The organism is Chryseobacterium indologenes, assembly GCF_001295265.1.
In the GTDB taxonomy this organism is placed as follows: domain Bacteria; phylum Bacteroidota; class Bacteroidia; order Flavobacteriales; family Weeksellaceae; genus Chryseobacterium; species Chryseobacterium indologenes_A.
The window spans coordinates 80503-101493 of sequence record NZ_LJOD01000009.1 but is presented as its reverse complement, the minus strand read 5'-3'; the positions used below and the strand labels follow the sequence as shown (position 1 = coordinate 101493).

At 38.3% G+C, this 20991-nt stretch carries 18 protein-coding genes and 3 tRNA genes; 14 read left to right on the top strand and 7 right to left on the bottom strand.

The window, feature by feature from the left end; genetic code table 11:
- Positions 1-128 precede the first annotated feature (128 nt).
- Complete coding sequence (locus AOB46_RS14060) at positions 129-1853, top strand: hypothetical protein (RefSeq protein WP_062700453.1); 1725 nt, start codon at positions 129-131, stop codon at positions 1851-1853.
- Between the two features lie 68 nt (positions 1854-1921).
- On the opposite strand, the gene AOB46_RS14055 is transcribed toward AOB46_RS14060, so the two are convergent.
- Positions 1922-2803, bottom strand: a complete 882-nt coding sequence (locus AOB46_RS14055; protein WP_062700451.1) for a cupin-like domain-containing protein — start codon at positions 2801-2803, stop codon at positions 1922-1924.
- A gap of 524 nt (positions 2804-3327) precedes the next feature.
- Between AOB46_RS14055 and AOB46_RS14050 the strand changes: the two genes are divergently transcribed.
- Positions 3328-6078, top strand: a complete 2751-nt coding sequence (locus AOB46_RS14050; protein ID WP_062700442.1) for a Plug and carboxypeptidase regulatory-like domain-containing protein — start codon at positions 3328-3330, stop codon at positions 6076-6078.
- Positions 6079-6140: 62 nt separating this feature from the next.
- Here the strand turns inward: AOB46_RS14050 and AOB46_RS14045 are convergent, their stop codons facing one another.
- On the bottom strand, positions 6141-6638 hold the full coding sequence (locus AOB46_RS14045) for a DinB family protein (RefSeq protein ID WP_062700679.1): 498 nt from the start codon (positions 6636-6638) through the stop codon (positions 6141-6143).
- Positions 6639-6931: 293 nt separating this feature from the next.
- Between AOB46_RS14045 and AOB46_RS14040 the strand changes: the two genes are divergently transcribed.
- The 8 genes from AOB46_RS14040 (at position 6932) to AOB46_RS14005 (ending at position 16529) form a co-directional block, all read left to right on the top strand.
- Positions 6932-7855 carry a GLPGLI family protein gene (locus AOB46_RS14040; RefSeq protein ID WP_062700440.1) on the top strand — a complete coding sequence of 308 codons (924 nt, stop codon included), beginning with the start codon at positions 6932-6934 and terminating at the stop codon, positions 7853-7855.
- A 147-nt stretch (positions 7856-8002) separates the two neighbouring features.
- Positions 8003-8257, top strand: coding sequence for a ferrous iron transport protein A (locus AOB46_RS14035; protein ID WP_062700438.1), 255 nt, complete (start codon positions 8003-8005; stop codon positions 8255-8257).
- Positions 8257-10290, top strand: coding sequence for a ferrous iron transport protein B (gene feoB, locus AOB46_RS14030; protein WP_062700436.1), 2034 nt, complete (start codon positions 8257-8259; stop codon positions 10288-10290). The genes AOB46_RS14035 and feoB overlap by 1 nt, the downstream gene beginning before the upstream one ends.
- 221 nt (positions 10291-10511) lie before the next feature.
- Positions 10512-11531: a DUF4421 family protein gene (locus AOB46_RS14025; protein ID WP_062700435.1), complete on the top strand. Its 1020-nt coding sequence runs from the start codon at positions 10512-10514 to the stop codon at positions 11529-11531.
- A 72-nt stretch (positions 11532-11603) separates the two neighbouring features.
- Positions 11604-12986 (top strand): phosphoglucosamine mutase, encoded by a 1383-nt coding sequence (gene glmM, locus AOB46_RS14020; RefSeq protein ID WP_062700433.1) that lies wholly within the window; start codon positions 11604-11606, stop codon positions 12984-12986.
- Positions 12987-13039: 53 nt separating this feature from the next.
- Positions 13040-13615, top strand: coding sequence for a Crp/Fnr family transcriptional regulator (locus tag AOB46_RS14015; protein WP_062700431.1), 576 nt, complete (start codon positions 13040-13042; stop codon positions 13613-13615).
- Between the two features lie 200 nt (positions 13616-13815).
- Positions 13816-14784, top strand: a complete 969-nt coding sequence (locus AOB46_RS14010) for a zinc-binding alcohol dehydrogenase family protein (protein WP_062700429.1) — start codon at positions 13816-13818, stop codon at positions 14782-14784.
- A gap of 362 nt (positions 14785-15146) precedes the next feature.
- A complete protein-coding gene (locus tag AOB46_RS14005) occupies positions 15147-16529 on the top strand; it encodes a tetratricopeptide repeat protein (RefSeq protein WP_062700427.1) in 1383 nt (460 codons plus the stop codon).
- A gap of 326 nt (positions 16530-16855) precedes the next feature.
- Here AOB46_RS14005 and AOB46_RS14000 read toward each other — a convergent pair whose 3' ends face one another.
- The 3 genes from AOB46_RS14000 to AOB46_RS13990 are packed head-to-tail and all read right to left on the bottom strand — an operon-like array spanning position 16856 to position 18816.
- Positions 16856-17740: a DMT family transporter gene (locus tag AOB46_RS14000; protein WP_062700424.1), complete on the bottom strand. Its 885-nt coding sequence runs from the start codon at positions 17738-17740 to the stop codon at positions 16856-16858.
- The gene (aat, locus tag AOB46_RS13995) at positions 17727-18380 is read right to left on the bottom strand and encodes a leucyl/phenylalanyl-tRNA--protein transferase (RefSeq protein WP_062700414.1); all 654 of its coding nucleotides are present in this window, start codon (positions 18378-18380) and stop codon (positions 17727-17729) included. Before aat ends, AOB46_RS14000 begins: the two co-directional genes overlap by 14 nt.
- Positions 18381-18438: 58 nt before the next feature.
- On the bottom strand, positions 18439-18816 hold the full coding sequence (locus AOB46_RS13990; protein ID WP_062700412.1) for a DUF3127 domain-containing protein: 378 nt from the start codon (positions 18814-18816) through the stop codon (positions 18439-18441).
- Positions 18817-18997: 181 nt separating this feature from the next.
- Between AOB46_RS13990 and AOB46_RS13985 the strand changes: the two genes are divergently transcribed.
- The 4 genes from AOB46_RS13985 to AOB46_RS13970 all read left to right on the top strand — a co-directional run bounded on the left by AOB46_RS13985 (position 18998) and on the right by AOB46_RS13970 (position 19785).
- Positions 18998-19079, top strand: a tRNA-Leu gene (locus AOB46_RS13985).
- A gap of 4 nt (positions 19080-19083) precedes the next feature.
- Positions 19084-19159, top strand: a tRNA-Gly gene (locus AOB46_RS13980).
- A 6-nt stretch (positions 19160-19165) separates the two neighbouring features.
- Positions 19166-19249: transfer RNA gene (locus tag AOB46_RS13975), tRNA-Leu, on the top strand.
- Between the two features lie 200 nt (positions 19250-19449).
- The gene (locus AOB46_RS13970; RefSeq protein WP_062700409.1) at positions 19450-19785 is read left to right on the top strand and encodes a hypothetical protein; all 336 of its coding nucleotides are present in this window, start codon (positions 19450-19452) and stop codon (positions 19783-19785) included.
- 13 nt (positions 19786-19798) lie between these two features.
- Here AOB46_RS13970 and AOB46_RS13965 read toward each other — a convergent pair whose 3' ends face one another.
- On the bottom strand, positions 19799-20326 hold the full coding sequence (locus AOB46_RS13965) for a hypothetical protein (RefSeq protein ID WP_062700407.1): 528 nt from the start codon (positions 20324-20326) through the stop codon (positions 19799-19801).
- 60 nt (positions 20327-20386) lie between these two features.
- Positions 20387-20977: a hypothetical protein gene (locus AOB46_RS13960; RefSeq protein WP_062700405.1), complete on the bottom strand. Its 591-nt coding sequence runs from the start codon at positions 20975-20977 to the stop codon at positions 20387-20389.
- Positions 20978-20991 lie beyond the last annotated feature (14 nt).

Here is a 20991-nt window from a genome sequence, read left to right as displayed (position 1 = left end):
AATCCAATCTCACAGACTTCAAAATCGGTGAGGTTTCTTTTTCCAATAATTTTAATCAGAAAATTGAGTTCTCTTTAGTTTTGTGTTTAGCAGCAGTTCCGTAATTTTGAAGTCAAAATACTGCTTCAATGAAACTGCAATGTCTCCTGTTAATCCTAAGCTGTTCTCTTCTGTCTGCTCAGAAGAACTTTCAGACCCCTTTTGAAAAAGGAAACGGAAACCAGACTGTTACCTATTCGGAAATGAATGAATATTATCAGGACCTGGCAAGGAGTTTTAACACCATCCAGTACCTTAAAAAGGGCGAAGATGACAATGGAAAGCCTATTTATGTGGTGCTGTACAATCCTTTTCCTGAAAAAGACCTCGAAAAGCTGAGAAAAGACAAAGCCATTCTTTTCATCAACAACGGAATACATCCCGGAGAACCGGACGGAATAGATGCCACAATGATGCTGATGAGAGATCTGGCAGCAAAAAAAATAAAAGAACCCCAGAACTTTATTGTTGCCGCAATTTCGGCCTACAATATTGGTGGAATGCTGAATAGGGGAGCTCATTCAAGAGCCAATCAGAACGGCCCGGAACAGTATGGTTTCAGAGGAAATGCACGAAATTATGATCTGAACCGGGATTTCATCAAAGCAGATTCTAAAAATGCCAGAAGCTTTCAGGAAATCTATCAATGGCTGAAACCGGATGTGTTTATTGATAATCATGTCAGTAACGGTGCCGATTATCAGTATACCTTCACCTATATTTCTACATTTAAAGAGCGTCTGGGAAATGTTTTGGGAGATTATTTTTATAAAAATTATCAGGCTGCCAATCTCGAAGAGATGAAGAAGCTGGGTTATGAAAGCACGCCATATGTAAATATTCACGGTGATGTTCCGGATATTGGCTTTGCTTCATTTGAGGATTCACCCAGATATTCTACAGGCTATACCTCTTTATTCAACTCATTAGGAACCGTTCCTGAGACCCATATGCTCAAACCTTATGATAAAAGAGTAGATGCTACCTACAAATATATGTTGGTGAACCTTCAGAATCTGGATAAAGACTATAAAAAGATAAAGCAGCTCCGTATTGAGAATTTGAAACAGTACAAAGCCGGACAGCAATACGGAATCCGTTGGAAGATTGATTCTACCCGGTTTTCAACCATGGATTTTAAAGGCTATGAAGGAAGCTATAAGCCCAGCAGTATTTCCGGCAAGCCTAGGCTGTATTATGACAGAAACAAACCTTTTACTAAGAAAATAAAGCTTTTTACCGAGGCAGTTCCTACAGGATATATTACCATTCCGGAATATTATGTAATTCCGCAGGCCCAGTACCGGGTTCTTGAAGAGTTTAAAAGGAACCGGATCACCATGAAACCTCTTCAGAAAGACAGCCTGATCACCGTAGACTCATATAAGATTAAAGATTTTAAAACAGTGAAAAATCCTTACGAAGGACATTATCTGCACTTTGATACTACAGTGGAAGCCACTAAAAAGAAGCTTATCTTTTCTGCCGGAGATTATCTCATTCCGACAGATCAGCCTGGCGTAAAATATATCATAGAAACCCTTGAGCCTGAAGCAATAGACTCTTTTTTTAACTGGAATTTTTTTGATGGAATTCTGGCACAGAAAGAATACTATTCAGCCTATATTTTTGAAGATACCGCAGCAGAACTGCTGAAGAATGATAAACAGCTTAAAAATAATTTTGAGGCCAAGAAAGCATCAGATAAAAAGTTTGCAGAAGACGGAGAGGCACAGCTTGACTGGATCTACAGGCATTCCCCGTATTTTGAGGAGAAAACGTTCAGGCAGTACCCGGTTTACAGGGTTTTGTAAAGAGCGCTTCAGATAAAGGGGTAAAGGCCATAAAAAAAGACGTCTCATTCATATGAAACGTCTTTTTTTTATCTTGGAAGGCCTCTTTTCAGAGCAAGTTCTGCTCTTTTAATGGCTTTCTTCTCCTTCCAGTCCATATACTTCTTTTTGAAGTTCTTTTTCATAATATCATCAAACTTGCGCTGTACAGTAAGGTTCCATAATGAGTGAGCTTTTACTGCCCATGATTTATCCCAGGCTCTCAGGGATATTGAGAAACTTCCGTCCAGATACTTCATCCAGTGCCACCATCCGGTTGGCATGAAAAGGGTATCACCATGTTCCAGGAAACATTCAATTCCTTCAACACCGTCAAGGGCCGGGAATTTTGTGAAATCAGGATTTTCAATATCATAATCTTCCAGCGCATAGGTTGCATAAGGAATCTGATACAGCCTGTCTTTCCATTTATAATCGAAAAGAAGTATATGCTTTCTTCCGTTAAAATGCGTATGGAAAATGTGGGCCATATCAATATCATAGTGAAGAAAAGTTACCGAACCTTTACCTCCGAAAAACATTGATGGATATTTATCTAAGAAACCTCCCATAAGGTCTTTAGGTGAAATATAATCCTGTAATAAATTTTTAGCGTGTTTAATGGGATCAAAGAAGAAAATTCTCAGGTCAGTAGGCTCTCTCTGAATAAGATCAATATAATCTCCGAATTTCATTTCGGCAGTAGGGGCATTGATCGGAGCTGCAGGATCAGCTTTTGAACTGTCATATAAAGGAACTGTTACATCTCCTACCGTCTCCTTCATATATTCCATTGTCCATTTCTGATAAGCAGGCCATTTCTTTGCCATGTTTTTAATGACAACGGGCCTCCTTGGCTTAAGATATTTTTCGTAGAAATCTTCTTTAGAAATATCGTCTACAACATCTATAGGCTTTAAAATAATTCCCATTCTATAAATTTTATGTTACAAAATTATTAAATAAATATATATGAATCAGTGTTTAAGTTTTTTTTAATCTATGATTCAAATCATTTTCAACTATTTAGACTAAATAAAAACACCTGAACTGATCCTTTCTTATCAGTTTCTGAGTTTTTTCCGTTTAATAAGACAATATTTCTAAGAAAAGGTTACAACCGAACAAAATAATTGATGTTTCTATTGATGTTTCTAATGTACAAAATATTGCCGGCATTTTATAGATTTGATATGCCATAAGGATTACGATTGAAAAATTGAATAAAATTTTTTAAACAAAAATGATAGCGATTTCAACAAAATATTGCTTTTATATTTTTTGAAGCTAATTTTATACATTTCCAATAAAAAGATGAAAAAAAATAAATTGATAATAAAAATTATCACTAGTTTTATAGTGTTAAAAAACGATTTAACTTTTAGCTTGGAAATACATCTTTAAAAAAGTGTAACAAAAAACACAACAAACAAACTAATTAGGCAAATAATAAACTATGAAAAGAAAGATTTCTTTATTTCTGATGCTTTTCTTTACAGTGCTTGCCATGGCACAGAAAACGGTTTCAGGAAAGATTACTGATGAGGATGGAACGGCTATTCCCAGCGCCAGTGTTACCGTAGAGGAACCCGGTAAAGATGCTATTCTGGCATATGGGATTACCAACTCTAAAGGAGAATACAAGGTAACATTTACTTCTTCAGAATCTAATGTAGACCTTAAGGTAAAGGCATTCAACCAGAAATCGCTCATTAAGCAGATCAGCAACAGCGATCAGACCCAGAACTTCAAAATGCAGTCTGAAGCTACAGAAATAAAAGAAGTACAGCTGAAAACCAGAATGATCACTGCGCGTGGAGATACCATTGCTTATGATCTTAAAGCTTTCAGTAATCAAAATGACAGAACGCTTGCCGATGTAATGAAGAAAATTCCGGGGATTGAAGTTAATAAAGACGGAACTATTCTTTACCAGGGAAATGCCATCAATAAATTCTATGTTAACGGAAAAGATCTGATGGAAGGAGGCTACGGAACCATCAACAACTCCCTGCCAAAAGACGCCGTACAGAAAGTGGAAGTCCTTGAAAACCATCAGCCGGTAAAGATCCTTCAGGATAAAGTACCTTCCGATCAGGCAGCCATCAACATCAAACTGAAAAAGTCCGTAACCATGACGGGAAGAGGAGAAGTAGGCTCGGGTTTCGGAGACCCATGGCTTTGGAATGTAAAGCTTACCCCAATGTTTTTCGGACAGAAAAGCCAGTGGGTAGTCAATTATAAAACCAATAACATGGGGGAGCAGGTTGAAAATGAAGGAAACATCCTCGCATTCGGAAGTTCCTGGGAAGGAAGAAGAATCAACGCATCCCAGAACGACTGGCTGAATGTGGAAAATGCCAGCACCCCGAATCTTCCGGTAAAAAGATATCTGATGAACAGTGTACACTATCTTTCCGCCAACTATCTCACCAATATCGATAAAAAGAAAGAGTGGGAACTGAAAGCGAATACCAATTATACCAATAACGCCGTTGAAAGGGAGGATATCACAGAAGAAGTATTCAGCCCGAGAGACAACAGCCCGATGTCAACGGTAGTTACCAGCACCAGAAATAATTTCTATACAGATAAACTGAAAGGAGAACTTATCTTTACAAAAAATGCCAAGAAGGGCTTCTTTAAAAATACAACCAGCTTCAGCCAGTTCTGGAATGGTGACCGTGCTGTAGCAACCAGAGTGGGAAGACTTGGAAATCAGGCAGTAGAATCGCCTACCTCTTCATTTCAGAACTCTTTAAGTACCATTATTCCGTGGAAAGAAAAAATGATTAACTTCAAGTCCTATATCAGTTATCAGGATGACAGACAGACATTGGAGGTTTCTCCTGCTAATTATCTTCAGGTGTTATATAGAAACCCGGTTGTAGACTCAATCAAACCCATCATTTTTGCTCCGGGTACATCAGTACTTCAGAGCACGAGGCTTAAAACATTAGAAACTTCTCATTCTGCCAATATCAGCTTTACCAAAAAAGGATGGACGTTCACACCACAGGTAGCCCTCGATTTCTCTTCCAAAAAACTGAATACAGACTTCATGGGAACCGCAATTCCTAATCCGGCAATTCCGGGAGATATTGCACCAACCTTTGATGGTCCGGAGTATGAAAATAATCTGAGATTTACAGAATTTAATCCTTCGGGATCTTTAGGAATCAATTATAAATCTGAATCATGGCTTTTATTTGCCAATCTTCCAGTAAACTTTAATACCATTAAAGCTGAGGATGATCTTAGAAATGTTCATAAATCTCTGAATAAAACAACTTTCACTCCCAATGCTTTTGTACAATACTCGTTTGCTTCTTTCTTCAAAGCCAGTCTAAACGGTAACATTAGTAATAATTTCGGTGATGTTAAAACAGCTTATGCCGGATATACTCTATTAAGCCCGGGTGGATTTAATGTAATGGATCCGAATAACCCAATTCCACAAACCACGTCAAAAAGTGCAGGATCAAGAATTGAATACAGAAACCCGCTGAATAATTTATTCTTTAATGTAAGCTATGCTTTGAGTGACAGCAAAAGGAACCTTCTTGCATCCCCATTCCTGGATACTAATACAGGTTTCACCTTAACAAGATATAAAGAGCAGGAAAATCATGCGAAAAGCAACAGATTTGGTGCTGAAATTGGAAAATACTTCCCGAAATTCAAAACCAATATGTCGGTAAACTATAGCAATACTTTATCAAAAGCAGATGCATTCCTTGATGATACACAGTATCTGAGTAAGAACAATACACAGACATACGGCCTTAAATTTAACAATACCTATTTCAACTGGATGAGCATAGACTATAACCTTAGCTTTTCCAGAAATAAACAGGATAACGTAGGTTTAAATGCCCAGGGTGGAAGATTAGGAGTGAATGAAGGCTTTAATCATAATCTTGCAGCGTATTTCTATCCGATAGAAAACCATACCATCGGATTCAATTGGGATCAGGTGAATACAGGAGACGGTGAGAAAAAATATAACAATGCATTTTATGACCTTTCTTACCAGTTCTCATGGTCTAAAAAGAAAATAGATTTCGAACTGAAATGGATGAATATCGCCAACAGAAGAGTATTCGAAACGTATAATATCAACCAGGTTTCAAACAGTGTGTCATACACCAGAGTTCAGCTCCGCCCAAGCCAGGTAATGCTCAGCGTAAAATTCAACTTTAAATAAATAAAAAAGAGACTGTCCGAAAGACGGTCTCTTTTCTGTTATATCAGTGATCAATATTGTTTCTAAAAACTCGGATGGTCTGCTGATGGGCCATAACTTCCCGGAAGCGGAATATCATTCAGCCTGTAGTAAACGCCCAGCTGAGCACGGTGATGGGTAATCTGGTTCAGGGCATGCCGGATAGCGTTGTATTTCGTCCATTTGGCCAGTTCCTGACCGTTATTTTTCAATGCCCAGGTATCGTTAAGGTCATCTTCTTTAGCATTTTCTAGAGCCTTCTTTCCGGATTTAAAGTTTTCATCAAGAGTGTTGAGGAGATCCTCCCTGCCAGCGAGATGCTTTGGCTGGAAATCACCATTCGCAAAATCCAGCTCGGAAGTTTTCAGAATGGTATCCGGCCATCCAAAAATTTCGGCAATATGGGTGGCAAGATGCATCATTTTCATGCTTTTCTCATGTGGAGCATAGTCGTTTTTCCCGTCAGGGTAAGCTTCTGTAAATTTCCTGGTGGTGTGGTACTCGGCTTCAAGCTCGTCTCTTAGTTGTGATAAAGTATCCATAATATTTTGTTTTTTAAGCCCATTAAAGATAAAGCTTTTCCCGCTGAAATGTTTTAACGGAATCATAATTTTGATGAAGCCTTCTGCTTGGACTAAACATAATAAAACTTTCTTTCCCTCCAGATCTCAGCATACCTCTAATTTTACCCCTCAATTTTAAAACCGTGATATAAAACAATATTTTATTTTAATGTTTCTGATAATCAGTTGAATAAAATAAATTGAAATAAAAAAATCAAAAAAAATTGTAACATATTTCAACATTTGAGCACTAATTGATAAACGCCACAACAATGAAAAAGCTATTTTCAGTATTCTTAATTGCTCTCTTTGCATTTGCAGGAGCCCAGGAATCTAAAGAAACAGCCAACAGATTCTTTTATGAACTGACTTTTAAACCTAAAAAAGATTCTGCAAAGCTGGATAAGGTAATTACGGTACTGGATATTACAGATAAAAACAGATCTGTTTACCAGGACTACACTATAATAGCACAGGATTCTATAATGAAGGTAGAATTTGAAGCCATGCAGAAGGCAGGGGTAATGAAAGATCTTTCAAAATCAATTAAGACCCCAAAAATTTCAGCCAGGGTATATAAATTTTATCCGGGAATGAAAATTCAGTATACAGATAAAATAGCCAATGGGTTTATTCCGAGTAATATAGGGTATAATGAGGACCTGAAGTTTAACTGGAAAATTCTTAATGATAAGCAGAAAATTGGAGAATACAATGCTCAAAAAGCAACCACTGAATTTGGCGGAAGAAAATGGATCGCATGGTTCAGTACAGATATTCCTTTCCAGGACGGACCCTATAAGTTCTGGGGGCTTCCGGGACTTATTGTAAAGATAGAAGACGATCAGAAAAACTATTCATGGGTACTGCAGGGAAATAAAAAAGTAAAAGATTATACAGAGTTTTCATACATCGAAACATTTGCCCAGGCTACAGGTGGAAAAGTAAGAGAGTTATCAAGAGAAAAATTTGAGAAAACATTCAGCGATTTCAAAAAGGACCCTTTTGCAACTGTACGCCCCATGATGACGCAGGAAATGCTTTCCAAAACAATTCCCGGTATGGACGGAACAGTTGGAGACATGATGAAAAAACAGGAAAAACAGTATAAAGACTTTTACAACGCCAATGATAACCCTATCGAATCGTCATACACAAAATTAAGTGTGGGGAATGTTGAAAAGGTAGAAAAATAGGCTTCAGAATAAGCATTCATATCAACTAAATTATATTTTGAATCAACCCAGATACAGCAATGTATTTGGGTTGATTTCTTTCATGGCTTCTCGTTATTTAGATTAAATTTAAATAACGTATATTTGCAGGTACTAAAATTTCAGGCTTTGAAAGAGAAGGATTTACATAAATTAAGCGGATTCCCTAAAAATAAGCAAGGGAAGATATTGGGTTATGATAATGATCACCTAAAAATGCCCAACAAGATCATTGAAATGGGGCTTCTTCCGGAAACCGTTTTCAGGATATTGTATCAGGCTCCGTTTAATGGTCCTATGTATGTAGAATTTGGAGAAGAAAAAAGCCGTATCGCCCTTCGTGAGGAAGAAGGAGAGTATATCATTGTTGAAGAATTGAATTAATGCAGGCAAACAAGAAAAAACAGGTACTTTTAGTAGGAAACCCCAATGTAGGAAAGTCTACGGTTTTCAATGCACTTTGCAATAAAAAACAAAAAACCGGAAATTATGCAGGGGTTACCGTGGCAAGCCATTCCGGGAACTATACCTATAAGAACGAAGAGGTTGAGGTAGTTGACCTGCCGGGTTCATATAGTATATATCCAAGCTCCGAAGACGAAGCCATTTTTTCCAAATTTTTAATAGATGAGCAGGAAAATTATACCGGGGTCATCTATATACTTGAAGCATTAAGCTTAAAAAGAGGATTGCTTTTATTTCAGCAGATCCAGGACCTGGGTGTTCCTATAATCCTGGTGGTCAACCAGATTGACCAGGCGGAAAGAAGGGGGATTACAATTGATATTCAGAAATTTTCAGAAGCCTTAGGCAGTAAAATTATTCAGACCAATGCAAAAGAACAGCTGGGAATAGATGAAATCAAAGAAGCTGTTTTGAAAAATGATTTTGCCAGAACAGAAAAAGCCTCTTTTGAAACTCCTGCCGAACATAAAGGTTTTATTCAGAAAATTGCAGCTCACAAAGGTCTTGATAATGAATATAAAGCCTGGATAAGCCTGTCCTCGGGAACCGACCTGGGAAAGATAGATTCTGTGAAGGATCTGATGAACGAAGCAGATGCTAAAAGTCTCGTTCCTAAAAGGCTGCAGGTCCAGGAAACGGTAAGAAGATACCAGAATGTGGATAAGATCCTGGCAAATGTCATCTCTAAAAAAACTCAGTTCAAAGAGCTGCTGACAGAAAAATTAGATAAAATACTCGTTCATAAATTCTGGGGATATGTAGTTTTTCTTGGAATTCTTCTGCTTATTTTCCAGAGTGTGTTCTTCCTGGCAGAATATCCAATGAACTGGATTGATGATTTATTCTCATGGCTCTCTGCCTTCACAGGCGAGCATCTGCCGGAAGGGCCTATTAATTCACTCATTTCAAACGGAATTATTCCAGGGATTGGCGGAATTGTTGTTTTTGCCCCGCAAATCGGTATCCTTTTATATTTCCTTTACCTGCTGGAAGATTCCGGATATATGGCCAGAGTAGTATTCCTTATGGACCGCCTTCTGCGTCCTTTCGGACTGAACGGGAAAAGTATTGTACCCTTGGTTTCAGGGACAGCCTGCGCCATTCCTGCAGTGATTTCTACCAGAAATATTGAAAACGTAAAAGAAAGGCTGCTTACCATTCTGGTGACCCCTTTCATGACCTGTTCCGCAAGACTTCCGGTGTACAGCATTATCATCGGGTTGATTATTTCAGAAGGAACATTCCTGGGAATCAAATATAAAGCCCTTGTATTGATGGGAATGTATCTCTTAGGATTTTTTGTAGCATTATTTTCTGCGGCAATTCTTAACAGGTTTATTAAAAATAAAGGTAAAACTTATCTTGTGATGGATCTTCCTGCCTATAAAAAGCCACTTTTCGGATACGACTTTAAAATGGTTCTGGGAAAAGTATGGGACTTTATTACAGGAGCCGGAAAAATTATTTTCATTGTCAGTATCATTATCTGGTTCCTGAGTTATTTCGGACCGAAACAAACCCCTGATGAAATGGTGGCAACAAACGTTGAGCTGGATCATTCTTACCTGGCAAAAATGGGGAAAAGTATTGAACCCCTTATAGAGCCCCTGGGCTACGACTGGAAAATGGGCGTAGGAATTTTAACAAGTTTTGTAGCAAGAGAAGTTTTTGTAGGAACGATGTCTACCCTCTACAGCCTTGAAGATGATGCTCCTGAAGTGAAAGTGATTGATAAAATGAGAAGAGACGTAAAACCAAACGGAGAGAAAGTATTCAGCTTTGCTACAGGCGTTTCTGTACTTTTATTTTATGCATTTGCAATGCAGTGTGTTTCTACACTTGCAGCGGTCTACAGAGAAACCAAAAGCTGGAAATGGACTGGCTTTCAGGTGGCGATGATGACAGGTTTGGCATATTTTGTGTCAATGATAATATACCAGATTTTAAAATAATGGACACTTCATTAATCTTTCAGTACATACTCGTTGCATTAATCGTTGCGTTTGCCTGTTATTCCTTATTTAAGGTGCTCAGGAAAAACTTCGCACCGAAAAAATTCAGCTCCAAGAGGACAAACTGCGACAAGGATTGTGGCTGCTCTTAACATGATTTTAAATTCAAATTGAAAAAAATGTAGTAATTTTCGGTCTTTAAACTAAAAACCGTTTCAATTTTGAATTTAAAAGCAGTATCTGCATTCCTTTTTTCTTTATCAGTAATATTGGCGGATGCCCAGACTGATACTACCACTATTAAATCATATGCGGACCAGGTAATGGTCCGGGTGAACTTTGATACTAATATTGAAAAGTATATTTTTACTGAAGGACCTGATGAACAGGCAAAAGAGACTTCTCTTTCAATCAATAACAAAACCAGAGCCTCTTTATCTCTGGATTACAGGATCATAAGTGCCACCCTTTCCTTTACACCCAACTTTCTTCCAGGAAACAGCGATGATGATGTGAAAGGAAGAAGTTCCTATACTGATATAAGGTTCCGATTTTTCCCGAAAAGGTTTATTCAGACTGTTTATTATAAAAATGTAAAAGGATTCTACATAGATAATATGAAAGACCTGTATCCGGGATGGCAGGAAGGAAGAGATCCCTATCTGAAATTCCCCGATCTCAGGGTTCAGAGTTTCGGAGGGTCTACAGCCTATGTTCTTAAGAAAGATTTTTCCCTGAAAAGCACTTATACCCAAGGGGAATGGCAGAGCGTGAGCAAGGGAAGCTGGGTACCGATTGTAGATTATGATCTTTCCATATTCCGGGATATTATAGATGGGCAGAAATCCAAAGAATACCAATATAACATTGGGGCGAGCATGGGGTACTTCTATAACTGGATCATCAGTAAAAAAGTAAACGTTTCCCCTCATGTTTCATTCGGTCTTGGCGGGATGTTTTCCAACAGCCGCAGCTATGAGAGAGACGGAACCTTTACAAAAGAAAATACCCAATATATGACCGTTAGATTTTCAACAGGACTACATATAGGTTATAATACGGACCGGTTTTTGTTTGGGGGTAAGTTCAATATCAATGCACAGGCTTATGAAGAAAAAGAAAACCAGACGGTACAGAGCAACTCCATGTACGGACTTTTGTACATAGGCTATCGTTTTGCACCGCCAAGGGCTGTAAAGAATACCTATGACGCCGTGCAGAAAAAGATCCCGGTTTTATAAGTTAAAAGTCTTTTTAAGTATCTTTGTTCAGGAAAAAATAAACACAATAACAATTAAAAATAATCAAGCAGAATGTCATTAATAAAATCTATTTCAGGAATCAGAGGAACGATCGGCGGAAAAGTGAATGATAACCTGACTCCTTTGGATGTCGTAAAATTCGCTTCTGCATTCGGAACCTGGCTTCAGAATAATAAAAATAAAAAAGATTTAACCCTTATCATCGGAAGAGATGCCAGAATTTCAGGCCAGATGGTGTCCTCTTTGGTTACTGCTACATTACAGGGGCTGGGAATCAATGTGGTGGATCTGGGGCTTTCCACAACGCCTACTGTAGAAATTATGGTGCCGGAACTGAAAGCAGACGGAGGAATTATTCTAACAGCTTCCCACAACCCTAAACAATGGAATGCCCTTAAGCTTCTGAACGATAAAGGAGAATTCATCAGTGGTGAAAACGGAGCAGAAGTTCTTGCGCTGGCAGAAAGTGAAGATTTCAATTATGCAGAGGTGGATGATTTAGGAAAATATGAAACCAGAGACGATGCTTTTGATATTCACATCCAGCAGATCCTTGATCTTCCAATGGTAGACGCAGAAGCCATTAAGGCGAAAAACTTTAAAGTGGTTCTGGATGCTGTAAACTCTACAGGAGGAATCGCCATTCCTATGTTACTGGATAAATTAGGCTGCGAAACCATCAAATTATACTGTGAACCGACAGGACATTTTCCCCACAATCCTGAGCCTTTGAAAGAACATTTGGGAGACATCTGTGACCTGGTTAAAAAAGAAAATGCAGACCTTGGAATTGTAGTGGATCCGGATGTAGACAGACTGGCATTGATTGATGAAAAAGGAGAGATGTTCGGAGAAGAATACACATTGGTCGCTGTCGCCGATTATCTTCTGAAACATAAAAAAGGAGCAGCGATCTCCAATCTTTCTTCAAGCCGTGCACTTAGAGATGTTGCACAAAGCCACGATTCAGAATACTTTGCAAGTGCAGTGGGAGAAGTTAATGTAGTGACTTTAATGAAAGAGAAAAATGCAGTAATCGGAGGTGAAGGAAACGGAGGTATTATTTACCCTGATCTTCACTACGGAAGAGATTCTTTGGTAGGAGTAGCCTTATTTTTAACCCATCTGGCAAAAGAAAATAAAACTGTTTCGGAACTGAGAGCAGGATATCCAGGCTATTTCATGGGCAAAAAGAAAATAGAGCTTACTCCGGAAATCAATGTAGATGAGATCCTTTCCAAAATGGAGAAAGAATATGAAAATGAAGAAGTTTCTACAGTGGACGGAGTGAAAATAGACTTTGAAAATAACTGGGTTCACCTTAGAAAATCAAATACAGAGCCTATTATCAGGATTTACACAGAAGCAAAATCTCAGGAAGAGGCAGATCAGTTAGGAGATGCTATCATTGCAAAAATTAAAAGTTTAATCTAAATATAAAGAAGAACGGAACAGAAACAGTTTCGTTCTTTTTTCTTGATATTCATATGTTCGAGCATATTCAGGACCGGTTTCTCTTTTCCAAAGAAAAATGGCGGAAATTTCTCCGCTGTTTCCACCGTATGGAAGTTCCGGCCAAAACCTTGCTTCTCCGGGAAGGAGAAAAATCTGAACATGCTTATTACATAGAAAAAGGAGTGGTAAGAGCCTGGTATAATAATGACGGAAAAGATGTAACCTTTCAGTTCTTCATGGAAAATACCATGTTTTCTTCTTTGGAAAGCTTCATAAAAGGCCTTCCCGGCATGGTTTCTTTTGAGACGATAGAACCCTGTATTTTGTGGAGGATCAGTAAATCTGATGCAGATGCAGTTCTGGAAGAAGTGTATGAAGACAGAGAGCTCAGGAGTATGTTCATGGATTCCCTGTTTGAAAGGGTTTTTGATTATATGAAACATTTTTTCTCATTCATTAAAGATACCCCGAAACAGAGGTACCTCAATCTGGCCAGAGAACGCCCCGAAATCATCAGGAGAATTCCCCAACATTATATTGCATCGTACTTAGGAATTACTACGGTACACCTGAGCAGGATCAAAAGCGCCATTTTGAAAGAAAAGTAGCTGGAAAGGGAGGATGGAAGTTAGATTTTCTCTAAAAATACGATTCTGCCCCTATGATTATTAATTTGAAAAACCATTAGCTGTCCTGGACGATAATAAAATTTCCTCGTCAAGCCACCATATTCTCTCCTGAAACTGATAACAAATGTTATTGCATCCTGACAGCTGCTAAATCTAATTTTGTACAAAAATTAAACGTAATGAAAGCAGCAGTTGTATTTGAAAAAGGAGATATTCCCCAATATGCAGATTTTCCGGATCCTGAAATAACAGAGAAAGGAATTCCGGTGATGGTGAAAGCAGCCTCTATTAAAAATCTGGACCGAGCTATAGCCGGTGGAAATCATTATTCCGTAAGCACTGAAACCCATCAACCTGGGATTATAGGAACAGATGGGGTCGGATACCTGGAAAACGGACAGAAAGTATATTTTTTCAGCAAAAAAGGAACCGTAGCAGAAAAAGCTATGGCAGATCGTAATTTTATCGTTCCGGTTCCTGAAACATTAGATTTTGTTACAGCATCTGCACTTCCTAACGCCGTGATGGGCTCAGCGATGGGCTTGAAATTCAAAGCCGGAATGAAGCCGGGAGATACCGTTCTGATCAATGGAGCCACCGGAGTCACCGGGAAAATTGCTGTTCAGATCGCAAAACTGTATGGTGCCGGAAAAATTATTGTAACCGGAAGAAATGAAGAATCATTACAATCCCTCTTCAGTCTGGGTGCAGATGAAAAGGTTTCTTTAAAACTGCAGGATGAAGATTTCAAAAAAAGAATACAGGCAATTCACAGCGAAACACCTATTGACATTGTTCTGGATTACATCTGGGGACATTCTGTGGAAATGATTCTGGCTGCCATGAAAGGAAACGGGACTTTCTCCCATAAAACAAAACTGGTTTCAGTAGGAGGTATGAGCGGGGATACCATTCAGTTATCTTCACAGATCCTGAGAGGAACGGATATCCAGATTTCCGGATCGGGGCTGGGAAGCTGGACGCCTGAGGAATCAAAACTTTTGTTCTCAGAGATCATCCCGGAAATGTTTCAGGCAGCAGCAGACGGAACAATTAAAATAGATACTGAAACCGCAGATATAAAAGACATAGCAACAATCTGGAATAAAGAAATTCCGGGTGGAAAAAGGCTGGTTATTATCATTTAAAGACAGGAAGTAGGAAAAAAGAGACCGGAAGACACTGCTCTGCTTTAAACAGATAATGGTCTTATGGATCATTAGTTTAAAGGATTTCCTGTAATCCTTCATACCTCCATAACCTTCCTCTTCCCGCTCCCTTCTTCATTTCTTATCCATATTTTCCTTTTTTTATCCACAATCTTTTCGTATTGTTTTCTTTTTTTGCTATCTTTAAAATAGAAATTTACGAAACAGGTAATTCAAAAAAAAGTTGCAACTTTGCATAAACATTTGAAATTCAGTTTCAGAAGTTTTGTATTATTAATTAAAACAAGGTTTGCCGAGGTCTGCAAGCATATTCAGACATCAGGCCGACAGAGAAGACACTATTGGAAGAGTATTTTGGAAATGAACTGGTAAAAAAGTTCGAGGAAATGATGGAAAATAATGATGAATTCTACTTCGATACCGAGGAGTTGGAAGATATTATTGTTTATTATCTGGAGCTGGGAGATTTTAACTACGCAGACAATGCTGTTAACTATGGCCTTAAGCTTCATCCCAATTCATTAGATATCAAGATCAAAAGACTTGAGATTCTTCTGGAGTGGGAAGATTATAATACGGCAAAGGATCTTATTGACGAACTGAAAGGCTCATCAATGGAGAACACAGACTTCATGGTCTGCTATGCCAAGTATTATTCGAATCTGGGAAACCCCAGAAAATCCATTGAAATCTGTAAAAAAGCACTTGAACTGAAAGAAGAAGAAAACTTCCTTCACAACTTTATTGCAGACGAATATGTGAACCTGGGAGACCCCTTTAACGCTCTTAAGCACTACAGAAAAGCACTGAAAGAAGATCCTACGGATGAATATTCGCTAGAAAACTGTATGATCTGCTTCAGCGACCTGAATAAGAGCGAGGAGGCTATTGCCTTTCTTAATGAGTATTTAGATGAATTTTCCTATTCTGAAATCGCATGGTTTGAATACGGACAGTTCTATTTCAACCGTAAGAATTATGAAGAAGCTATAAAAGGCTATGATTATCTTTTAGCCATCAATTCAAATTCTGTAGGAGTATATGCTAATAAAGCAGCCTGTTATGAGGCATTGGGACAATATGACAAAGCAGTGGAGGTTTATGAGGAAATGCTTGAGTTGGAATATACCAAGGCTTTCACATTCTATAAAATAGGATTGTGCTATAAAGCTCAGAAACAGCCTATATTAGCCCTTAATGCATTTCAGAAATCGTTGAGAGAAGATCCTCAGTTCTATCTCGCGATGATGGAGCAGTCCTACCTTTACGAAGAAATGGGAGGAATGTCTGAAGCCCTTCATTTTGCCAAGGAAGCCACCATGCTGAATGAAAATAATCTTGACTATCAGAAAAGACTGGCTTTTCTGTTCATCGATTCAGGAAAGTTTGAAGAAAGCCTTTATTGCCTTAAAAAACTGGTAGATGCCGAACCTACAAGGTTTTATAATTGGTATGCCTATTCAGAAGTGCTGATGCTTTTAGGAGAATATGAAGAAGCGGTAACCATTCTGAACAGAGCTGTAAAAGCACATAACAGAGCAGAATTGTATTATCAGCTGAGTAACTGTTACCTGAACCTTAAAAACCAGGAAAAAGGAGCAGAATCTCTTCAGAAAGCCCTAAGCCTTGATTCATCTCTTGTACAGGATATGCAGAAAAAATATCCTTTCATCAAAGATGAGGTGAAGAAAGCAAGAACAAAGCTGAAAAAGAAAAATTCATAAGAAGAAATTAATGAATAATCAAGCCTGGAGGAATACCTTCAGGCTTTTATTTTGTGCGGAAGGGTTAATTTCAACGGTTTAATGTTTCTGCTGCCTGAGTCAGTCATGCAGATTGATTATTCTAAGGTAGCAGGGAGAATAATGACTTTGTCGCTGACTTGGAGGATGATTAAAACATTCGCTTCATCAAATCAACGGAGTTGATTCCAATCTTAGCTCCCTGAAATCAGCGGTATCAGAATGAAAACTTTGCGTTGAAGAAAACCAAAGATTATATATTTTGAAGAAGGTATAAAATAACTTCCATTCTCCCTCTTCTGGCTTTCTTATTTCTTAGGTTTTGCCCTTAAAAAGATGAGTCCGGCAATGATGATACCCGCCCCTGCAAACTGCATCAAAGATAGTCTGTCACCGTCCAGAAAACCCCAGGCAATGGCTACAATAGGCATCAGCAGGGTTACGGTTGAGGCAAAAAGAGGTGTGGATACTTTCAGCAGCCTGTAATTCATCATCATGGCCAGCCCGGTTCCGAAGACTGACAGCAGGCTTACAAACATCAGTCCCAGCATATTACCTTTAGTAAAGCTGAACGTAGAAAAGAAGCCTGTAAACGTTAAGGCAATCACGGAAGGAAAAAATAAAACAAACGAAAATACAAAAGCCGATAAAACGGTGGACGAAACTTCCATAAGCTTAGACTTTACCGTAGTTGTACTCATTGCATAACACAAGGTGGCCAGCAACAGAAGGAGTATCGGGATAAGCTTAAATTTCCCATCCTCACCGTCTCCCCCTCCAAAAGCGAGTAAACAGACTCCTGTAAAGCTGATTAATGTTCCTATAACTTGCTGTTTTGTTGTTTCAAATTTCCAGACTAATGCTCCTACAATGATGACGAAGATCGGCATCATAGAATTGATGATCCCGGCAATGCTGCTGCTTACTTCCGTTTCGGCAATCGGGAACAGGAACATAGGAATGAAATTTCCGGTAAATGCAGCCAGAATAAGCCATTTCAGATGTTTTTTAGGGAAAAGTTTATATTTTGAAATGGCAACCGGCATCAGAATAATTCCCGCAATAAGTACCCTGAGCGCTCCTACCTGGTATGGATTGAAATGTTCCAGAGACTTTTTAATTAAAATAAACGATGATCCCCAGATAATGCTTAATACTATCAGAAGGATCCATTTTTCTTTATCTGCGTTCATTGTTTTTATGTAAAATTTTCAAAAATTCTTTTTTAGGGATCATTACGGCTCCTAAACTTTCCAGATGATCAGTATGTGACTGACAGTCAATAAGATCAAGTTTGTCCTTGTTGCTTTCTACAAAGTGGATAAAGCCTGCTTTTGAAGCATTACTTACCTTGGCAAACATACTTTCTCCACAGAATACATTTCCGATCTGAAGCCCGTAAAATCCGCCTACCAGTTCATCATTCTGCCATACTTCGATGCTCTTGGCAAGGCCGTATTCATGCAGTTTAATGAAAGACTCCATCATTTCGTCCGAAAGCCAGGTTCCGGTCTGTCCTTTTCTGCTGGCCTGCTGGCAGTTTCTGATAACCTCTCTGAAGTTCCGGTTTTCTGAAAAAGTAAAAACATTCCGGCTCAGTATTTTCCGCATGGATTTTGAAATTTTTATTTCATGAGGAAACAGAACAAATCGGGGGTCGGGGCACCACCATAGTATTTCCTCCCCGGGATTAAACCATGGAAAAATACCCAGTTGATAGGCAAACCATACACGCTCTATGGACAGATCGCCTCCAATAGCAATTAATCCTTCATGGCCATCATAAACTTCCGGGTCGGGGAAAGAGATTTCGTTTTCGTCTAATCGGAACATTGTTGAAAAAAAATCCCACTTGAAAAAGCAGGATTTATATTTGATCTTTATTTTCTAATTAAAATGGCAAATCGTCATCATCATCACCCGCGAAAGGGTTTTCGTTGGAAACCGGAGCTGCAGATTGAGACGGAGCCGCCTGGGTAGGTTCAGAAGCATTATCAAATACTTTTTCTACTCTCCATCCTGTAATAGAGTTGAAATATTTCGTTTCACCCTGTGGAGAAACCCATTCTCTTCCTCTGATGTTGATTCCTACTTTTACGTTCTCACCTTCTTTAAGGTTATCTAATAAACTGATCTTATCAGATAAAAATTCTATGTTTATCGGCTGTGGATACTGTTCCTGGGTTAAAATAACCATTTCTCTCTTTTGGAAACCGCTCGCAAAAGTCTGAGCATCAAAAAGTTTCTTTACCGTTCCTTGTAATTCCATATTGTAATTATTAACGTTGTAAAAGTAAGAAAATGAAATGTAATATCAGGTCCTACAGAAAAAAAATGTAAAAATTTTAATTTTTTTTCCTGAAAAGTTTGGAGGTAAAGGAAAATGCCCTATATTTGCACTCACAAAAACGAAACAAGCTCTTTAAGTTTAAAAATATAAAAAAGCAACTGCGGATGTGGTGTAATTGGTAGCCACGCCAGACTTAGGATCTGGTGCCGTGAGGCGTGGGGGTTCGAGTCCCTTCATCCGCACTATGCGAAAATAGCTCAGCTGGTAGAGCACAACCTTGCCAAGGTTGGGGTCGCGGGTTCGAATCCCGTTTTTCGCTCCACACCATGCCCTGGTGGTGGAACTGGTAGACACGCAGGACTTAAAATCCTGTGCCTCTTTTGGCGTGCGGGTTCAAGTCCCGCCCGGGGTACTAAAACCCTCTGTTAACATAAGTTACAGAGGGTTTTTTTATGTTTAAAAGTTACCTGGAAATATGTAGCAGGTTCAACTTAAATAATTCACCGGATTATCCCTCCCCACAGTTTATATAAAAACTTTCAACTGTATCAAATCAACTTTAGAACTTAAATATACAAAAATCAAAGAGTAGCTATTTAAAAAACTAGTTTTATGTTAACAGATAAAGAAATGCTAGAGATAGCCGAGCGTTTTATAAGAAGAGTCGTAGACAAAAGTATTGAACCAATGCTATATGATAATATTATTAAAAAACCATATGGTAATATTTATTCCTTTAATTCTAAGGAATCTATTTTAACGGGAAACTTTAATAAGTCATTGGTAGGCAATGCCCCTTTCTTGGTAGAAAAAGAAACAGGCAGGGTGGTTGGTTTTGGTACATCAGGCAGTTTAGAAGATTATTTGGAAGCCTATGAAAACGGTACTTTCACTTCAGCTTTAGATACTTATTGGTACCCAGATGAAGACAGGTTTGATTACAAGTAATTTTCAGATGGAATCATGGTTTATTCTCCAGTAACTTCTCCAGCCTCAGAAAATCCCCGCAGCTTCCAAAGTTCCTCACATTTTTTTGTGTTCCTCTTAGAATGGCAAAACGACATTGATAACATACTTTAACAACCCCGACTACTTGATGATCTTTCCGGAAAACCAGAATATCTCTGAAAGTCGGAATGCAAAAACCTCCGCCAATATGATCACTGCATTCTTTTTCACTGAAAATATCGGTTAATTCAGGATATAGGGCCTTATCTACAGTCTTTATGCTAAAACCGTGATCCGTTAATGTTTTTGAGATAGCATCGTCTGTTTTCTCAGGGTAATTTCTTCTGATGATCTCCAAAAGGAAAGCATCTTTTTTCTGATTTTTAAACTCCATTTCAGAAATTTCAGCAGTACTTATTTTTATGGAATAATGATCGATCTGATCAAAATCGAAAAAACGGGAATTCTGGTTGTCAGCAAGAGAAGATTGCGACAAAAGAAGACAGGGAATAAGGAATAAAGTAAAGATTATGAATTTCATATGGAGAAGCTGCTTAAATGGTATTAAAAGGAATTTGGTTTATTTTTCGTGCTATCCGGATCACGTGTAATTTAGTTTCAGATGTTTATTTAACTCTGAAGTCAGTCGTTTTGCCTGTGTATACAATTCGGTTTCGGTTTTCTTTGAAGAGATCTGGAAGAATCGGTTGGTATTAATGATGAAGAGCTGTTCCGCTGAATTATTTTTCAGTTTTAGAGTGATGGTGCAATACGTTCGTTTTAGCTGCTCTCCTGTGAAAATTTTCTCTTTTTGTCCGATCACAAGAAGAGTTTCAACTTCATCTAATAGAAATGTCTTTGATGAGAGCAAGCTGTGTTTTGAAATAAGTTTCTTCGTGTTTTTATCTATAATTAAAAGATTTTTTACAGGTTGAAAAACCCGGGAAATTCCTGAAATCGTTTGGTAAACTGCCTGAAAAGCAAAAATAAGTCCGCCGGCTATAGTGATATAGCTCATTGTTTTGATGCCCTGAAAGAGTAAAAAATAAGTAGCAATTGAAATAAGAATTCCAATAATAACGGTAATAGCAGCATCAAAACAGTCTTTAGACGTTTTTTTATAATCAACCGTTACTTTATCAGGAGTTTCAGTAATCGTAAAATTTTCAATCTTTTTTTCAGTGCACTTCATCTTTGTATTACTGA

What these genes read in the sequence shown, in the direction of transcription:
- AOB46_RS14060 (WP_062700453.1), top strand. Translation starts at nt 129, where the DNA reads ATGAAACTGCAATGTCTCCTGTTAATCCTAAGCTGTTCTCTTCTGTCT.
- AOB46_RS14055 (WP_062700451.1), bottom strand. Translation starts at nt 2,803, where the DNA reads ATGGGAATTATTTTAAAGCCTATAGATGTTGTAGACGATATTTCTAAA.
- AOB46_RS14050 (WP_062700442.1), top strand. Translation starts at nt 3,328, where the DNA reads ATGAAAAGAAAGATTTCTTTATTTCTGATGCTTTTCTTTACAGTGCTT.
- AOB46_RS14045 (WP_062700679.1), bottom strand. Translation starts at nt 6,638, where the DNA reads ATGGATACTTTATCACAACTAAGAGACGAGCTTGAAGCCGAGTACCAC.
- AOB46_RS14040 (WP_062700440.1), top strand. Translation starts at nt 6,932, where the DNA reads ATGAAAAAGCTATTTTCAGTATTCTTAATTGCTCTCTTTGCATTTGCA.
- feoB (WP_062700436.1), top strand. Translation starts at nt 8,257, where the DNA reads ATGCAGGCAAACAAGAAAAAACAGGTACTTTTAGTAGGAAACCCCAAT.
- glmM (WP_062700433.1), top strand. Translation starts at nt 11,604, where the DNA reads ATGTCATTAATAAAATCTATTTCAGGAATCAGAGGAACGATCGGCGGA.
- AOB46_RS14015 (WP_062700431.1), top strand. Translation starts at nt 13,040, where the DNA reads ATGTTCGAGCATATTCAGGACCGGTTTCTCTTTTCCAAAGAAAAATGG.
- AOB46_RS14010 (WP_062700429.1), top strand. Translation starts at nt 13,816, where the DNA reads ATGAAAGCAGCAGTTGTATTTGAAAAAGGAGATATTCCCCAATATGCA.
- AOB46_RS14000 (WP_062700424.1), bottom strand. Translation starts at nt 17,740, where the DNA reads ATGAACGCAGATAAAGAAAAATGGATCCTTCTGATAGTATTAAGCATT.
- aat (WP_062700414.1), bottom strand. Translation starts at nt 18,380, where the DNA reads ATGTTCCGATTAGACGAAAACGAAATCTCTTTCCCCGACCCGGAAGTT.
- AOB46_RS13990 (WP_062700412.1), bottom strand. Translation starts at nt 18,816, where the DNA reads ATGGAATTACAAGGAACGGTAAAGAAACTTTTTGATGCTCAGACTTTT.
- AOB46_RS13970 (WP_062700409.1), top strand. Translation starts at nt 19,450, where the DNA reads ATGTTAACAGATAAAGAAATGCTAGAGATAGCCGAGCGTTTTATAAGA.
- AOB46_RS13965 (WP_062700407.1), bottom strand. Translation starts at nt 20,326, where the DNA reads ATGAAATTCATAATCTTTACTTTATTCCTTATTCCCTGTCTTCTTTTG.
- AOB46_RS13960 (WP_062700405.1), bottom strand. Translation starts at nt 20,977, where the DNA reads ATGAAGTGCACTGAAAAAAAGATTGAAAATTTTACGATTACTGAAACT.